The sequence below is a fragment of the Kribbella sp. NPDC000426 genome, from assembly GCF_040300265.1.
GTDB lineage: Bacteria > Actinomycetota > Actinomycetes > Propionibacteriales > Kribbellaceae > Kribbella.
In genome coordinates, this window is record NZ_JBEPDK010000001.1 from 202,005 (window position 1) to 218,111 (window position 16,107).

At 66.2% G+C, this 16,107-nt stretch carries 17 protein-coding genes; 3 read left to right on the forward strand and 14 right to left on the reverse strand.

All coding sequences use genetic code 11. The features are described 5' to 3' along the window. Nucleotides 1–166 precede the first annotated feature (166 nt). The 10 genes from ABT313_RS01045 to ABT313_RS01090 all read right to left on the reverse strand — a co-directional run bounded on the left by ABT313_RS01045 (nt 167) and on the right by ABT313_RS01090 (nt 10,546). Nucleotides 167–1,846: an ABC transporter substrate-binding protein gene (locus ABT313_RS01045; RefSeq protein ID WP_350847288.1), complete on the reverse strand. Its 1,680-nt coding sequence runs from the start codon at nt 1,844–1,846 to the stop codon at nt 167–169. A 198-nt stretch (nt 1,847–2,044) separates the two neighbouring features. After that, entirely contained in the window at nt 2,045–2,407 is a 363-nt protein-coding gene (locus tag ABT313_RS01050) for a DUF899 family protein (protein WP_350849828.1), read from the reverse strand. After that, the gene (locus ABT313_RS01055) at nt 2,296–2,565 is read right to left on the reverse strand and encodes a TraR/DksA C4-type zinc finger protein (protein WP_350847290.1); all 270 of its coding nucleotides are present in this window, start codon (nt 2,563–2,565) and stop codon (nt 2,296–2,298) included. Before ABT313_RS01055 ends, ABT313_RS01050 begins: the two co-directional genes overlap by 112 nt. Nucleotides 2,566–2,589: 24 nt before the next feature. Then, nucleotides 2,590–3,408 (reverse strand): hypothetical protein, encoded by an 819-nt coding sequence (locus ABT313_RS01060; protein ID WP_350847292.1) that lies wholly within the window; start codon nt 3,406–3,408, stop codon nt 2,590–2,592. 9 nt (nt 3,409–3,417) lie between these two features. Then, complete coding sequence (gad, locus tag ABT313_RS01065; RefSeq protein ID WP_350847294.1) at nt 3,418–4,797, reverse strand: glutamate decarboxylase; 1,380 nt, start codon at nt 4,795–4,797, stop codon at nt 3,418–3,420. Nucleotides 4,798–5,112: 315 nt separating this feature from the next. Further along, nucleotides 5,113–6,741, reverse strand: coding sequence for a glycoside hydrolase family 13 protein (locus ABT313_RS01070; RefSeq protein ID WP_350847296.1), 1,629 nt, complete (start codon nt 6,739–6,741; stop codon nt 5,113–5,115). Between the two features lie 139 nt (nt 6,742–6,880). Further along, nucleotides 6,881–7,564 (reverse strand): response regulator, encoded by a 684-nt coding sequence (locus ABT313_RS01075; protein WP_350847297.1) that lies wholly within the window; start codon nt 7,562–7,564, stop codon nt 6,881–6,883. 15 nt (nt 7,565–7,579) lie between these two features. Continuing rightward, on the reverse strand, nt 7,580–7,945 hold the full coding sequence (locus ABT313_RS01080; RefSeq protein ID WP_350847299.1) for a response regulator: 366 nt from the start codon (nt 7,943–7,945) through the stop codon (nt 7,580–7,582). Between the two features lie 84 nt (nt 7,946–8,029). Beyond that, the gene (locus ABT313_RS01085) at nt 8,030–9,502 is read right to left on the reverse strand and encodes a sensor histidine kinase (RefSeq protein WP_350847300.1); all 1,473 of its coding nucleotides are present in this window, start codon (nt 9,500–9,502) and stop codon (nt 8,030–8,032) included. A 72-nt stretch (nt 9,503–9,574) separates the two neighbouring features. Continuing rightward, nucleotides 9,575–10,546 (reverse strand): helix-turn-helix transcriptional regulator, encoded by a 972-nt coding sequence (locus tag ABT313_RS01090; protein WP_350847302.1) that lies wholly within the window; start codon nt 10,544–10,546, stop codon nt 9,575–9,577. Between ABT313_RS01090 and ABT313_RS01095 the strand changes: the two genes are divergently transcribed. After that, entirely contained in the window at nt 10,499–11,362 is an 864-nt protein-coding gene (locus tag ABT313_RS01095; RefSeq protein WP_350847304.1) for a 4a-hydroxytetrahydrobiopterin dehydratase, read from the forward strand. The genes ABT313_RS01090 and ABT313_RS01095 overlap by 48 nt on opposite strands. An 84-nt stretch (nt 11,363–11,446) precedes the next feature. Continuing rightward, nucleotides 11,447–12,097: a DUF1345 domain-containing protein gene (locus ABT313_RS01100; protein WP_350847306.1), complete on the forward strand. Its 651-nt coding sequence runs from the start codon at nt 11,447–11,449 to the stop codon at nt 12,095–12,097. Nucleotides 12,098–12,211: 114 nt separating this feature from the next. Here ABT313_RS01100 and ABT313_RS01105 read toward each other — a convergent pair whose 3' ends face one another. The 3 genes from ABT313_RS01105 to ABT313_RS01115 all read right to left on the reverse strand — a co-directional run bounded on the left by ABT313_RS01105 (nt 12,212) and on the right by ABT313_RS01115 (nt 14,630). Then, nucleotides 12,212–12,559, reverse strand: coding sequence for a TraR/DksA family transcriptional regulator (locus ABT313_RS01105; protein ID WP_350847309.1), 348 nt, complete (start codon nt 12,557–12,559; stop codon nt 12,212–12,214). Between the two features lie 110 nt (nt 12,560–12,669). Further along, entirely contained in the window at nt 12,670–13,614 is a 945-nt protein-coding gene (locus ABT313_RS01110; RefSeq protein ID WP_350847311.1) for an LLM class F420-dependent oxidoreductase, read from the reverse strand. A 101-nt stretch (nt 13,615–13,715) separates the two neighbouring features. Then, nucleotides 13,716–14,630 (reverse strand): SDR family oxidoreductase, encoded by a 915-nt coding sequence (locus ABT313_RS01115; protein WP_350847312.1) that lies wholly within the window; start codon nt 14,628–14,630, stop codon nt 13,716–13,718. A 116-nt stretch (nt 14,631–14,746) separates the two neighbouring features. Here ABT313_RS01115 and ABT313_RS01120 point away from each other — a divergent pair, with 116 nt between their 5' ends. Next, a complete protein-coding gene (locus tag ABT313_RS01120) occupies nt 14,747–15,412 on the forward strand; it encodes a winged helix-turn-helix transcriptional regulator (protein WP_350847314.1) in 666 nt (221 codons plus the stop codon). 157 nt (nt 15,413–15,569) lie between these two features. On the opposite strand, the gene ABT313_RS01125 is transcribed toward ABT313_RS01120, so the two are convergent. Then, nucleotides 15,570–16,040 (reverse strand): YdeI/OmpD-associated family protein, encoded by a 471-nt coding sequence (locus ABT313_RS01125; RefSeq protein ID WP_350847316.1) that lies wholly within the window; start codon nt 16,038–16,040, stop codon nt 15,570–15,572. Between the last annotated feature and the right edge of the window lie 67 nt (nt 16,041–16,107).

Genomic DNA, 16,107 nt, shown 5'->3' on the forward strand with positions numbered 1-16,107 from the left:
TACCGGACTTCCTGGCTCGCTTGTTCTCGACCGAGGTCCCGTCACGGAGACCTGTGGTGAGCGTCCTGGTCGCGTCTTCGCCGACACGACCCACGGGTTTTACGGCGGAGTCACCTCCGGTGACAGTCACGTCGATGCCTGCCTCTCAGCGCCTGCGGGATCATGGTCAGCCGTGCTCTTTCTTGAACCGCTGGCGAGCCTTGTTCTTGATCTCGAGGTACTGGTCCAGGCCTTTGGCCTTCAGCTCGGACTGATACTTGTCCCACTCGCTCAGCGGGCGCTTGCCGAGGATGAACTTCAGGGTGTTGGTGTCGACCGCGTCCTTGAGCGGTGTCGCGAGCAAGGTTGCCTGCTCCAACTCACCTTCGGTCAGGGGCGCCGGCGGATTGGGATCGCGAGGTTTCCGGGTCTTGAGCACGGTGTCGATGTAGTCGACGAAGTCCTTGGAGTTGTAGGACTCTTTCAGGGCTCTGGACTCGGTTGCCTCCGCGGGGAAGGTGGAGAAGCCGAGCGCTTTCTGGATGTCGGTCTTGCCCTTCGGGTTGATGTTGAAGGCACCCAGCGAGTACTGCGGCTTGAGCGTGATCTTGCCGCTGGCGTCCTTGGTGTATGTCTGGTCCTTGACGCCCCACCGCCAGAACTCGCGAGCATCCGGGCTGTAATACATCCAGTCCATGAACTGCAAGGTGGCCAGGAGGTTCTCCGAATCCTTCAATTTGGAGTTGAGGCAGAAGCCGTGCCAGAAGTTCCGCGGTTCCACGACCATGCCGGCCGGCCCTCCGGGTGGCGCGATCTGTAGCAGTTCGAAGTTACCCGCGCCGACGGTCTCGTTGAGCGCCTTCGCGAAATCGATCACCGTGCCGTTCGATCCCGATGCAGCGAATACCTTGTTCTGGGCGATCTTCTCCGCGACGCTACCGCCGCCGCTGCCGTCGTTGCTCGCGGTCAACGACTCCTCATCGAGCAAGCCGTCCGTTACCAGGCTGTTGAAGTATTCGAGCATCTGCTTGTAACCGTCGCCGATCGCGCAGTACTCCAGGTCGCCGGAAGCGTTGGGCATCGTTCCGTCACCGAACCCCCAGCCTGCCTGGGTTCCGAAAGCGTGTGCCGCGTAGTTGATCAACGACTGCGCCTCGAACCCGTCGGCCAACGGCTTCGAGTCCGGGTACTTCTGCTTGATCAGGCGCAGGCCGGTTCGAAGGTCGTCCCAGGTTTCAGGACGCGGTGCTCCAACCTTGTCGAACACATCTTTGCGGATGATCAACGTGAACACCGGCACGGACACCTCTTGCAGGCCGGGCACCATGTAGTACTTCCCGTCGGCCTGTTTCAGGTTGTCGATCATGCCCTGCAGATCCCACTCCTTGACGTACTTCTGGAAGTTGGGCATGTGCTGGACGTAGTCACTCATCGGCAGGATCGCCCCAGAAGATACGAACGGCGTCTCATCACCGGTATAGATGAGTGGGATCGCTGATGGGGCGTCACCGGCGCTGAGCAGCAGGCTTCGCTTCTCGGTGGCGTCGCTGAACGGGATGTGGGTCAGCTTCAGTTCGACCTTTGTACGCTTCTTGATCTCTTCGAACACCTGCCACGTCTTCTGTACCGGCAGGTCGGGCCAGTCTGTCCACAGCATGGAGATCGTGAACGGTGCGGTTGCCGTGAACTGGCTGTCCGCGGCGAATCCGTCCATTGCGCCGGCGGCCTGATCCTTCAGGTCTTCGGCGGACCCGCTCCCCCCGCCGTCCTTGCTACATGCGGAAAGACCTAATACCCCGCCGGTAGCGGCAGCGGCCAGCCCCAGGAAATGGCGACGCTTCATCGGCGTCGAAGACACGAAGGCCATGATTCTCCTCTTCGAGATCGGCGGGGTTCGAGTTGTCCGGACAGCTTGGGCGCACTTTCACAGACCCGCCAACTGAAAGTTTCGGGCTAGCTCCGAGACTTTCGAAGAGTAAGTTTCATCACAACCGGCTGTCAAGACTTCGCGGAGAGCTAGGTGGACTCTGTCGAGGCCTTACATCAAGTCGTTTCAAACGGAGCGTCACAAGGCGGTCGCCAGGCCTCCGTGGTGCCCAGGCCGGCGGGTGACGCTGTACAGGTCGATCCCGCGCTCGTAGGCGGAGTACGTGTGGTAGACATCGTCACCGTCGCGCAGGAAGACACTGACTCCCTGCCACTCCCCGCTGGCGTACCAGGGACTGCCCTTCTCGACCAGCGTGGCCTTGTCCTTGTAGTTGTACTCGACCGGCGCGACGGCCTCGTCGGTGGTGACGTGATAGTCCGGGACGTTGGTCAGCCGGGTGACGGATGTGAGCCGTAGGTGCTGGCGGATAGTCGGTCGAAGGCTGCGTCGATCTCCGTCAGCTGCGTCTGGACCTGTTGCACGAGCGACGTGACCTGAGATCTCTCGAAGGCGAGAGTTGCGCCCTCGGGGTCGTGCTCGTCGTCAGCGTTCGAGTCTCGTGAGGCAGCGATCACCTCATGGAAGTCGCCCGTCAGGCTCGCCAGCCGTTGCAGTGCTTGGCGCCGTTGCGCGTCCAGCAGGTCGCGAGCTTCCTCCATCCATCCATCGTGGCACGCCGGGTCTTAACGTTCGCGATCACGAACAGTGTCAGGGGAATCGGATGGTGTCGCTGCGGTGCGGCCCTCGGGCATTGTGAGGAGGGAGGCGATGAGGAAGCAGACGGCGCCGAGGAAGGTGCCGGCGTTGGCGAGTTGGACGTTGGAGATGGAGCCGGCCGGGTCGTAGTGCGCGCCGATCGCGGACAGGGCGAAGAAGACCGAGCCCCACAGGTTGAGGGCGGTGATGTGCCAGTCGCGCTCACCGGGCCGCCACGACCACCAGCGGTGGCCGGCTTCCGCGAACGCGATCGCCGACGAGAGCAGGAAGCACACCGAGCCGATCGCGTCCGGACGCCAGACGATCCGGTTCGCCAGATCGGACGGTACGTCGAACAGCCCGGCGAGCGTGGTCACGTTGAAGTAGAGCGTGCCGGCCAACTGGATCGCACAGGCCCAGAATCCGGGACTCCGCGGCGCCCAGGCGAACCAGCGATGGCCGGCCTGCCGCACCACCTGCAGGTACGACAGGTACGCGCCCGACGTGAAGAACAGCGAGCCGACGAAGTACGTGAGCGCATCGACGTGCCCGCCGACGGCCTTCGCGTACGCCGGGATCGGCCCGATCACGAAACACGCCGATCCGATGGCGAACAGCAGTCCGATCCACCACGTCGTACCGAATCCGCGTGCACCTGCCGCCTTGCGGCGGGCTCGCGCCTCCCACTGCACCAGCCGGCCGTCGGCACGGCGGTACTGCACGCGGGTGATGAACGGGCGCGGCCCTTCGACCACCAGATCCGTCGCGTCCGGCGGCACCTCGATCGGCAGGCCTGAAGTGTTCACGGTTCCGGCTCAGTGGCCGGAGCCGACCACCATCTTCTGTCGCTCCGACTCGTGCGCCCCGCCCTTCTTCTCCAGCGTCCGGCACGCATCCTCGATGTCCCGCGCGAGGGTGTCGACCTGCTCGCGGCTCAGGGTCTGCTTGACCAGGGCCCGCATGATCTTCACGTCCTGCGCGTCCGGCGGCATCGTGTACGCCGGAACCATCCAGCCGCGCTCGGCCGACAACTGCCAGGCGACGTCGAACTCGTCGTACGAATGCCCGTCGGTCAGTCTGAACGCGACCAGCGGAAGCTGCTCGAACTCGCGCCCGATCACCCGGAAGTCGCCCATCTTCTCGAGTTTGTCGGCGAGCACCTCCGCGTTCCGCTGCATGTTCTCCATGATGTAGGTGTAGCCGGGGCGGCCGTAGCGGACGAAGTTGTAGTACTGCGCGACCACCATCGCCGACCCGGTCGAGAAGTTCAGCGTGAACGTCGAGTCCGTCTTGCCGAGGTAGTTCTCGTTGAACACCAGGTCGGGGTTGAGGTCGTCCTTGGTCCGGAAGATCAGCCAGCCGATGCCGGGGTACACGAGGCCGAACTTGTGCCCGGAGGTGTTGATCGACCGCACCTGCTCGAGCCGGAAGTCCCACTCCGAGTGCGGGTACAGGAACGGCCAGACGAAGGCGCCGCTGGCACCGTCCACGTGCAGCGGTACGTCGAGCTTCCGCTCCTTCTTGATCCGGACCAGCAGGTCGTTGATGCCGCCGATGTCGTCCTTGTGACCGGTGAACGTCGTACCGAGGACGGCCGCGACGCCGATCGTGTTCTCGTCGATGTGCGGCTCGACGTCCTCCGGGCCGATCGTGTACTTGCCGGGCTGGAGCGGCACGATCCGCGGCTCGACGTCGAAGTACCGGCAGAACTTCTCCCAGACCACGTGGACGTCGCCGCCGAACACGAGGTTCGGATTGTCGGTCGGCAGGCCCGCGTCGCGGCGGCGCTGGCGCCAGTTCCACTTCAGCGACAGCGCGCCGAGCATGATCGCCTCGGACGAGCCCTGCGTCCGCGCGCCCGTGGTCTCGCCCGGGGCGTGGAAGAGGTCCGCCAGCATCCGGATGCAGCGCTGCTCGAGCTCGGCGGTCCGCGGATACTCAGCGTGGTCGATGAAGTTCCGGTGCAGGTTGAACGCGATCAGCTTCTGCGCCTCCGGCTCCATCCAGGTGGTGACGAACGTGGCCAGGTTGCGCGCCGGCAACCCCTCGAGCGCCAGGTCCTCGGCCACCAGCCGCAGCGCATCGGTCGCGGTCATCCCCGCCGACGGAAAGTCGCGGGTCGGCACCTCCCGGGCAAGAAAACTGCTGCCGAACAACTCGGCGCTCTTCTCGTACGACCGCTCCGCCTCGCTCACGACGACTCCTTAGCCACGCCCCACCTGCTGACCTGCCATCATCAGCACCTCGGCTCCGGCCGAGCATCCCCCCGGCGGGGTGAGCACACGCCGGGGACTTATTTACCGGCCGACCTGGTACGTCTGAGATTTGCTTGCTTGGCGCGGACGATGTCCGGGTCCCTGGGGTCGAGCGGGAGCACCGCGGCGTCGTCGTACCGGCGGTCTTTTTTGCGGATGACTTTGGCTATCCGAATCTGTCGCATCGGAACTCCTTGGAAGGGCGGGCCTGGCGCCGAGGTGTTGGAGGGGTTCTCAAGACGCCAGGCCCGCCTGCTAGGTGGGGGTCGGCGACGAGAGCAGGTACCACGCCGCGCTGTTGGGCGAGAGTTTGTCGCCCGCTTCCTGGTGACTCGCGAGCAGTAGTTCGCCGTCGACCGGCGGAGCGACCACTCTCGACGAGCAGTTGACGACGCAGCAGAAACCGTCGCCGCGGGTGAAGGCCAGTACGCCGGGTTCGGTCGCCAGCCATTCGAAGTCGTTCGAGGCCAGCGCCGGAAGCCGCCGGCGTACACCGAGTGCCTCGCGGTACAGATGCAGCATCGATTCGCCCCAGCCCAGCTGATGGTCCACAGCATGCGTGGCGAACCAGTCAGGCTGCGGCAGCCAGGGATCCGACCAGGAGAAGCCGAAAGCATCCTGGCCGGCTGACCAGGGCAACGGAATCCGGCAGCCGTCCCGGCCCCGCCGCGCCCCGTTGCTGCGGTAGAACATCGGATCCGTCAGCACACTGTCCGGCAGATCCGTGACCTCGGGCAGACCGAGCTCCTCGCCTTGATAGAGGTACGCCGCTCCCGGTAGCGCGAGCATCAGCAGCGCACTCGCCCGCGCACGTGCGGTCCCGAGATCGACGTCCCCGGCGTGTGAGCCTGGGACCCCACCGCCGTAGCGGGTGACGGATCTCGGCATGTCGTGGTTGTTCAGCACCCAGGCGACCGAAGAGCCGGCGTCCTGGATCGTGCCCAGCCCGCGGTCGACGACATCGGAGAGAATCTGCGCGTCCCAATGCGCGCGGAGGAACTCGAAGTAGAAGGTCTGATGCAGTTCGTCCGGCCGCTGGTACAGCGCGAGTTGCCGGGTGTCCAGTACGCCGACCTCGCCGATCAGCACGCGTTCGCGGCCGGTGAACGCCGAGTACCCGTCGGTGATCTGCCGCCACCGGCGCCACACGTCGTGCACCTCGGGCTGGTTCCATGCGTGCGGGTTGAGCGGATCGCCCGTGAGCTCGTCGTCGATCGCCTGCCCGTGGTCCGGCAGTCCGGCTGCCTTGTGCAACCCGTGCGCCACGTCGATGCGGACGCCGTCGACACCGCGCTCGAGCCAGAATCGCAGTACCTGCTCGAAGTACGCCGCGACGTCCGGGTGGCGCCAGTTGAAGTCGGCCTGCTCCGGCGCGAAGCTGTGCAGGTACCACTGGCCGTCGGGAACCTGTTGCCAGGCCGGGCCGCCGAAGACGGATCGCCAGTTGTTGGGTGGTTCCTCGCCCCGGCCGTCGGCGAAGTGGAACCGCTCGCGCTCTGGGCTCCCAGGTTCTGCGGCCAGCGCCGCAGTGAACCAGGGATGCTCGGTCGAGCAGTGGTTCGGGACCAGGTCAATGAGGACCTTCATGTCATGCCGGTGCGCATCGCGAACGAGACGGTCGAAACCGTCGAGCGTGCCGTAGCGGGGATCGACCGAGAAGTAGTCGGACACGTCGTACCCGTGGTCGTGCTGCGGTGAGGGGTAGAACGGGTTCAGCCAGATGCCGTCCACTCCCAGCGCCTGCAGGTACGGGAGCTTCGCGCGGACGCCGGCCAGATCACCGACACCGTCACCGTCGGAGTCGTGGAAGCTGCGCAGGTAAACCTGGTATATGACTGCGGTCCGCCACCAGTCGGCTCCAAGGCGGGGCCTTGTCGTGAACATCGCGATCGGTCCCTCTGGTCGTTCCCCAGGCCGCTGATCTCGTCAATACGATCCGCTATCGGAGGGCGGCCGGGCAGCACTGCCAGCGTCCAGATGGGCTACCTGCTAACCCGAATTCTGGCGGCTGGCTGACCCGTACTCAGTGGGCGTCGAGATACCGGACCACAGCCAGCACCCGGCGATGGTCGTCGCTGGTCTCGGGGAGCCGTAGCTTGACGAAGACATGCCGGACGTGTTTCTCCACAGTCGCTTCGGTCACCCACAGCCGGCGTGCGATGCCCGAGTTGGAGCGGCCCTCGGCCATCAGTGCGAGCACCTCGTGCTCTCGTGGACTGAGCTCGGCGAGCGGATCGTCGGCCCGGCGGGCGTTGACCAGTTCCTGGACCAGGGCCGGGTCCATCACCGAGCCACCTCTGAGGATCCGCTCCATCGTCTCGATGAAGTCGCCCACATCCGCCACCCGGCTCTTCAGGAGGTAGCCGATCCGCTGGCCGGACGCGAGCAGCTCCATGGCGTGCTCGACCTCGGCGTGGGCCGACAGGACGAGGATCCCGATGGCAGGGAACTCGCGCCGGATCTCCCGGGCGGCGTCCAGCCCTTCGGTGCTGTGCGTGGGTGGCATCCGGATATCCACCACGACCAGGTCGGGCGAAAGGTCCCGCACCAGCGGAAGGATCCACACGCTGTCGCCGGTCTGTCCGACGACCTCGAACTCCGACTGCTCGAGGAGGCTGGCCAGCCCCTGGCGCAGGAGTACGTCGTCCTCGGCCAGGAGCACGCGGGTGCGTGTCGCACCGCCGTCGACGGCCGAGTCGATCGTCATCTCCCCACGGTAGACCTACCTGTCGTCGAGGATCCGGCGAAGAGTGACACCCGACAATGCTGTCTTGGACAGTAGCGCCGCGACCGGCACGCTCTCGACCAGATCGATCAGGTCCTCCGCCGCGTGGGTGGAGATCAGCACGACCTGCGCGGCGTCCACATTCGTCTCGGTCTGGATCCGCCGGGCCAGATCGAGGCCGCTCTCGCTGCCGAGGTTCACATCGACGAGTACGACGTCAGGCTCGGCGCCGTCCAGTTCCGCCAACGCCTCGTCGATCGTCGAGGCGACTCCGACCACGGTGACCCCGTCACTTTCGAGGCGGGACCGGGCAGCGTCCAGGAAGTCAGTGCTGTCGTCGACGATGAAACAACGCAACCCCATGGCTCCAGAATCACGCGCCGGGGGCCGCGGCGCATTCCAGCTAACGCGACTCTCTGTGCAATCGAACGTTGGCTCCGGCGGAGGTCAGCTCAGCGGGAACTCAGCGGTCAAGGTGGTGCCGGCGCCTCGGGGACTGTCGAGGCTCAGCTGGCCGCCGAGCGCTTCCACCCGGTCACGGAGGCCGACCAGCCCGGTGCCCCGGCTGAAGTCCGCGCCGCCTTGTCCGTTGTCGCGGATCTCGACGCGGAGCGCGTCACCGGTGCTGTCGGTGGTGATGTCGGTGGTGACCGCGACCAGCGAAGCCTGCGAGTGTTTCGCCGCGTTGGTCAGGGCCTCGGACACGAAGTAGTAGGCACTCGCCTCGATCCGCTCCGACAGGCGCGGCTCCGCACGGAGCGTCAGGCGGATGGGGATCGTCGACCGGCGGCCCAGCGACTTCAGGGCCGGGCTGAGGCCGCCCTCGGCGAGGATCGCCGGGTGGATTCCACGCGCCGTCTCGCGGAGTTCGTCCAAGGCGTCGGTCAGTCCGCCATGAACCTGGTCCAGCTCGGCGTTCAGGTCGGACAACTCAGGCGGCACTTTGGTCTGGGCTGTCTGGAGCCGGAGCGCGAGTGAGACGAGCCGCTGCTGTGCACCGTCATGCAGATTACGCTCGATCTGGCGGCGCGTCCGGTCGGCGGTGACCACCACACGGGCGCGGGATGCCATCAGTTCGGCCCGGGCCTCCGCGTTCTCGATCGCGGTGGCGACGAGCTCGGTGAAGCCCGCGATCTGTGCCTCGGTCGCGGCCGGGAAGGGTACGTCGTTGGTCTTCGAGGCGGCCACGACCCCCCAGAGCCGGCCGCCCACCGTGATCGGGCAGCCGATCGAGGAACGGATTCCGAGGGTCTGCGCCTCCTGCGCGATCGCGCCCGATGCACCGGCGAAGCTGTCCAACCGGATCGGTCCGGCGTGGCGGCGTACCTCACGGGCGATGCTCAGACCGTCGAGATCGAACCGCTCGCCGACGGCCAGATGGGCGGGCACCCGGCTCCAAGCCCCGACACCGGTGACCGTCCCGTCCGGTTCGTACCGCTCCATCCGCGCGAGATCAGCGTCGCAGAGTCGCCCCACCTCTTCGGTCACGGCTGTGAACAGGACACCGGGCGCCACCCCATGAGCCACCTGAGTGGCGACCCGCCGGAGCGCGGACTGTTCGTTCGACAGCCGTCGGGCCTCCAGCGCCGCCCGCCGTAGCCGAGCCGCAAGCTCGCCCACGACCACCGCAGTTACGAGAAACACGCCCAAGCCGATCCCGTTCTGGGCGTCAGCCAGTAGGAGGGAGTGCAGCGGGCTGACGAAGAAGTACGCGTACGCCCACACGCTGAGCACGGCCGTGACGACGGCGAGTGGCGTACCCCGGAAGATCGCGATGGGCAGTACCGCGAGCAGATACAGCACCAGCAGGCTGAGCGTCGGGACGTGGGGCTCGCCGAGCTTGATGAGCCCGGTCACGGCAGCGACCAGCAGACCGGCTGCGAGCAGTCCAGTCAGCCGGCGGGCAACCGCTGAGCTCATCCGGCGACGGTCCATCCCACCACACTTTCCCTGCACGAACGCTAACCGAGGCGTTTCCGGGGAGGGAAGTGGTCACCATCTTGGGGTGTGGGTGGCTATCAGGCGGTGGGCGATTCGTACCAGTTCGGCGCGGACGGAGGGCGGCTCGAGTACTTGGACGCCCTCGCCGAGATAGATCAGCTCACAGGCTGCCTCGTGGACCGTGCTGAAGGTTGCTGCGAAGCGGCGTGTGGTTCCGGTGCCGCTGTCGATCGGGCGGATCTGCGCGTCTTCCGAGAGCGCCACTGTGACTCGGCCGACATCCTCCGGGCGAACCTGGAACTCGACCTCGACCCGGTTGGCCGAGCAGGGCACTTGCCGGCGATTGACGTCCTCCCAGGCCCGGACGAGGTCGAAGCCGTCAGGTCGCTCGACGGATTTGGTCGTGGCGGCGGCGTCGATGGCCCAGGAGACGCGGAACGTACATAACCCCGCGTCAGCACCTGCGACGAGGTACCAAATGCCGCTCTTGGACACCAATCCGTACGGATGGACGCGGTGCACCGTGGCGTCGGCTCCCGGCGGGGCGTAGGTGAGGTCTACCTGGACTCCGGCGATGACGGCGTCCCGCAACGGCAGGAGCGAGGCCGGCGCAGGTTGTGCGGGTCGGCCCCATCGAGTGGGGTCGATGTGAATGGCTTGCCGAGTCCGGTCGGCCTGCTCGCGAGTGTTCGCGGGGAGGGCATCGAGCAGCTTGCGGACTGCCGAGGTGATGCCACGCTCCAGCCCGAGGCCGGCCAGCAGCTCAGGCCCGGTGACCAGGAACAGCGCTTGTGCCTCCTGCGGCGTCAGTGCCGAGAGATTGATCGCGGGACCGTCGAGGAGCGCCCACCCACCACCACGGCCGCGTTCGGAGTACAGCGGCAAGCCGGAAAGCAGCAGTGCATCCAGATCGCGGCGGATCGTCCGCTCGGACACATCGAGGCGCCGCGCCAACTCGGGCGCGGTCAGCTTCCGATGCGCTTGCAGCAGCAGCGCGATCGCCACCAGACGCTCGGCGCGCATATTCGCAAATTAGCAGAGAAACAGGACGTACAGGTGGCCAGTTTTGTTTCGTACCGTCAGGTCCAAGCGATTGGGAGGAGACCACTCATGACCACACAGGCGCTGACTGGGCAGCAGATCGCGGCCGCAGAGCTCCCCGGCTGGACCATGCTGCTGTCGTTCGGACAAGGCGGCCTGGAAACCCGAATCCACACCGAAAGCTTCGCCCAGGGGCTGCGGATCGTGGCGTCCATCGGGCAGGCCGCCGAGGCCCTGGGCCATCAAGCGGAACTCAACTTGCGGCCCTTCCAGGTCGATGTGCGGCTGAGCAGCCGTGATGGCGGCGGCGTCACCGAAACCGACATGACGCTGGCTCGTCAGGTCACCGACATCGTTGCTGCCGCCGGCGCCGAGCTCGAATGCGGGAGCCTCACCCGAATCGAACTCGGCCTGGACACGCCGGCGTACGCCAAGATCGCGCCGTTCTGGGCCGCCGTACTGGACTCTCACCATGTCATCGGCACCGACGCCTGGGGCGATGTCGGTGACCCCCGCACTGGACTGCCGATGGTCTGGTTCCGGACCTCAGATGATCGATCGACACAGCGGGTCTGGCATCCGCACGTCTGGGTCGACCCGGGCCAAGTACGCCCACGGATCGACGCCGCACTGGCTGCGGGCGGCACACTCGTCAGCGATCAGGGCGCACCGTCGGCCTGGGTGCTGGCCGACCCTGACGGCAATCACCTCTACCTGTGCACGTGGCAACCCGGCGACAGCTCCCTGTGCGATTCCCAATATCGCCCCGGCGGATCCAACTGGATCGACCGAAGCTGACCCCTCGTCTCGTTTCTTGCGATGTTGTTGCCAACGGCCACGTTTCGGGCGTGATCGTCCAGTTGCGGCCCTAGCATCTGACCCGTGCTGGATGGTGTCGGACGGAAGCTGGATGCAGTCGTCCGGGTCCTGCTGGCCGCTGCCGGTCTCGCCGTACTGGTCGTGCTGTGGATCGTGGGCGGCGGACGGCACGTACTGCTGATCACACTGGCGGGATGGGACCTGTTGGCCGCCATCTTCCTGACTCGCCAACTACTTCTGGTACGGCGCGGCCGGACCGGCGACGACGATCCGTCCCGGTGGCTGCTGCCCAGGCGGTCGATGACGGCGCGCTTCGCCGCCGTACTGCTGGCCAGCGCGGCCGGACTGTCCAGCGGACTGCTGATCGTGACACTGGACAGCCTCGACGAGGACGCCGGCTCGTTCTCGGCGGTACGGCCGTTCGCCGCGCTGACCGTCGTCCTCGCCTGGCTGATCCTGCACGCCGGCTACGCGATGCACTACGCCGACCTCTACTTCTACGAGGACAAAGGACTCGCCTTTCCCGAAGTAGAAACCCCGAACCTCCTCGACTTCAGCTACTTCGCCTTCGCCATCGGCGCCGCCTTCGCGACCTCCGACGTGGAAGTCCGCAGCCGACGCCTCCGGTACGCCGTCCTCTGGCACTCCGTCGTCGCCTTCTTCTACAACGCCGCCGTACTCGGCATAGCCATCAGCACCTTCACCGGCAAGTAGTCGGCGGTTGGATACACGGCCACCACGGCCTCCATGAACAAGCTTTGCGAGCCGAGGCCGGTTGCCAGTCCGAAATCCACATCACCCCCGGGGACACCAAGCTCGAGGTTCATTTCACCCGGTCCTGAGCTGCGCACAGGGGATGCATGTCGTGGCCGCGGGTCTGGCTTGTAGACGGGCTGGGGAGATTGGTTGGGCGCAGTCTTCACACCTGCCGTAGGTGCCGGCCGACAGTCGGCCGAAGGCTACCTCGATCTCCGCCAGCTGCTTCTGGACCTGTTGCGCAAGCGATGTGACCTGGGATCTCTCGAAGGCGATCGTGGCGCCCTCGGGGTCGTGTTCGTCGTCGGCGTTGGAGTCTCGCGATGCGGCGACGACCTCGTCGAAGTCGCCTGTCAGGCTCGCCAGCCGTTGCAGCGCTTGTCGCCGTTGCGCCTCCAGCAGGACGCGAGTCTCCTCCATTTGTCCATGGTGGCATTCGCCGCTGGGTCGACGGCACAGGGCACCCGATTCGGCTGCACGACATGTGCGGCGCCCGTCCTGGGGTGTTTCAGGGCGGGCGCCGGCTGGTGTCAGGGCTGGATGAACTCCTTGGCGAAGAGGCGGAGGGTGTCGACGTTCAGGGCGTCCTGGAAGCCGACGATGAGTTCATCGACGCCGGCTTCGGCGTAGACGGCGAGTCGGTCGCGGATCGTGTCGATGGTGCCGACGAGGCCGTAGGAGCCGAGATCGCCCGGGAACACCATCGGCGCCCACGGCGGTACGGCGGCCCGCGCCTCCTCGTCTGTGTCGGCGATGATGCAGTACGACGTCGACGTCTTGGTGATCGTGCTGTAGTCACGGCCGACGTCGACACAGTGTTGCTCGAGGATGTCGTACTTGCGCTCGACCTCGTCCGGTGACTCCTGGACGTTGCAGAAGTCGCCGTACTTCGCGACCAGCTTCAGCGTCACCTTCTCGCCGCCGCCGGCGATCATCACCGGCACGTGCGGTGTCTGGACACCGGTCGGCTGGTTGACGACGCCGGAGGTCCGGAAGTACTTGCCGTTGAACGTCGTCGGCTCGCCGCTCCACATCGACTGCAGGATCTGCAGCGATTCCTCGAGGCGCTTCAGGCGCTCGGACGCGGACGGGAACTCGTAGCCGAAGGCAAGGTACTCGTCCTCGTACCAGCCCGCCCCGATACCGAACGTGAATCTGCCGCCGGCCAGTACGTCGAGGGTCGAAGCCATCTTCGCCAGCAAGGCCGGGTTGCGGTAACCGTTGCCGGTCACAAGCTGACCGATGCGGATCCGGCTCGTTTCCCGGGCCAGCGCGGAGAGCGTGGTCCAGGCTTCGAACACATAGGCCCCGGGCGGACCGAACGGGACGAAGTGGTCCGGAGCCCAGATGGTCTCGAAGCCGGACTCGTCAGCAGCGACAGCCAACTCCCGGATCCGCTCGAACGCGGCGAGCGGATCGGTGAAGCCGTTGAACTCCTGGGTCGTGCCAGTGGGGATGTACAGGCTCAGTTTCACCTGAGGTCCTCTCGAATCTCGTACGGTTCGCGCGCCCAGGCAAGGGAGCGCTCAGGGATGTAGACCACGCAGCCGCTCAGAGGAATCGCTCGGCGGCGGGCTCAGGCGAGAGTTGCCGCTATCCCCGGGGTGACGCCGTACCGCGCCTCTCCCCGGAAGACGGCGGCGTTGCGGCGGGCGAATTCAAGGAAGGACGTCGGTTCGATCCCGAAACGTCGATGGGCGCCGAGATCGACGCTCGATTCCCCGAGCCGGCTGCGTTCCTCGAACAGCTGCGCGAACGCGCTCGCGCGCGCCGGCGGGTATCCCGCTGCCAGCCAGGCCGCCTGCTTCTCGGCAGATGTCACGTCCCGGTAGCGGATCGTCCGGCCGGTCACGACCGAGAGGCGTTCGGCCACTTCGGTCATCGTGAGCGCCTCTGGACCGGTCATCGGGTACGTCGTGTATTCGTGGCCGTCCGTCGTGAGGACGGAGTACGCGATCTTGGCGATGTCTTCGATGTCGATCGGCGCCAGCGTCGTGACGCCGAGTGGGAGACGAAGCTCGCCCGAAGCGACCAGGTCCGGCACCTCCTCGAAGTAGACGTCCATGAACTGGCTCGGACGCAGTACTGTCCAGGCCGTCCCGGAGGCCAGCAGATACCGCTGAATCTGCTCGTGACTTCGCGACGAACGGAATCTCTCCGGGTCGAACCCGGTCACGGAGTCCTTGCCCGAGAACTTCACGATGTGCCCGACCCCGGCGGCGCGGGCCGCGTCGATGAAGGTGCACTGCGTCTCGAGCATCTGCGGTCCGGCGCCGGAGATCATCAGCACCCGACTCACCCCGGTCAGTGCCGGTTCGAGGGTCTCGGGTTGCAGCATGTCGCCGTACACGACCTCGACGCCGGGCAACGCCCGGAGCGCTTCTGCCTTCTCCGGATCACGCACCAGCGCACGGACCGGGCGATTGTGGCGCGCGAACTCCCGCACGACGGCCGAGCCAGGGCGTCCGTTGGCTCCGGTGACAAGAATCATCGTCCTCTTCTTCCGGTAGGGACTGAGGACAGGATGGTTACACATGTGAACTGGCTAGTACAACTTCGGAACTAAATACATTTGTTTCGGAACTCAGACCGGTTAGACTCTGCGCCGTGGCGAACACCCGTACCTACAGCGACGCCTGTGCCGCTGCCCACGCGCTGGACCTGGTCGGCGAACGCTGGGCGTTGCTCGTGGTCCGCGAACTGCTGCTCGGCCCGAAACGGTTCAGCGACCTACGCAACGGCCTCCCCGCGATCGGCCCGAACCGCCTCACCCAGCGGCTGCACGAACTCGAGGAATCCGGGATCGTCAGGCGCCGCCGGCTCGGCCCGCCCGCTCGGTCCGCGGTCTACGAGCTGACCGAATGGGGACAGGACCTCCAGCCGGTCCTCGTCCATCTCGGCCGATGGGGCCGACGCTCCCCGTTCCGGGACCTCACCGCCGGGATCAGCGTCGATGCACTGATGCTCGCGCTTGCCGGAGACTTCGACGCCGGTGCGAGCGGCGATCTCGACGCGACGTACGTGCTCGTGTTCGGCGATGATCACATCGCTGTCCGCGTCCGCGACGGCCGACTCGACATCGGACGTGGTGACTCCGCCGATCCTGACGCGACCATCACCACCGACCCGAAGGCGTTCGCCGCCATATTCACCAAGAAGCGCAGTCTCACCGAGTCACTGCGATCCGAGGACATCACCGTCACCGGCGACGTCGGAGCCGTTGAACGCCTGCTGGACTGCTTCCCGAGACCTGAGCCCATCGACACACCCTGAACACTCAGCCCGCGATGGCCCGGTCGGCGGCGAAGGGCCCAGCGGCGCGTGTGGGGTTGCGCCGGAATTGGGCCCTTCGGGGAATGCCAGACTAGTGCGGAATCCGCCCTCAGGTGCAGAGCGTGTGCCAATCTTTACCAACGGTCAGCATGGTTTGTTATGGCTTCGGGCGTTGTTTGACGTGGGCGGCGAGCAGGGTCACTACTTCGGCGATGCGGGCCGCGCGGACGTCCTGGCGGCGGGTGGTTGCATCGATCCAGCGGAGGTACGCCTTGCGGTAGAACTGTGCCAGCGTGTCGAAGAAGGCGGCCGCGGCCGGGTTGGCCGCGAGGGCCGCGGCGATGTCGTCGGCGAGGTCGTCGCGCTGCGGGCCCTCGGGGATCAGCTCGACCGTCACCTCGGAGCCGATCGCGATGCCTGCGTCACGGAGCCACATCGGTGTGATGACCAGGACCCACCCGTTGGCGGTTGACGACAGCCTTGCGCGGATTCGCCTGCCGTCGATGGTTCCGCCGACAGGATGGTTGCCCTTGGCACCCCACGTCTCGTCCGGGTCGAACGGTACGACGATCACCGCGCGGTCGCGCGAACCGGCGGTGACGACGGCGCGGAACTGCTGCAGGCTCACGATCGTGAGCTTGGCATGGTTCTGGCGCTCGTGGAAGTTCGCCGCGACCACACCGGCGGCCAGGAGG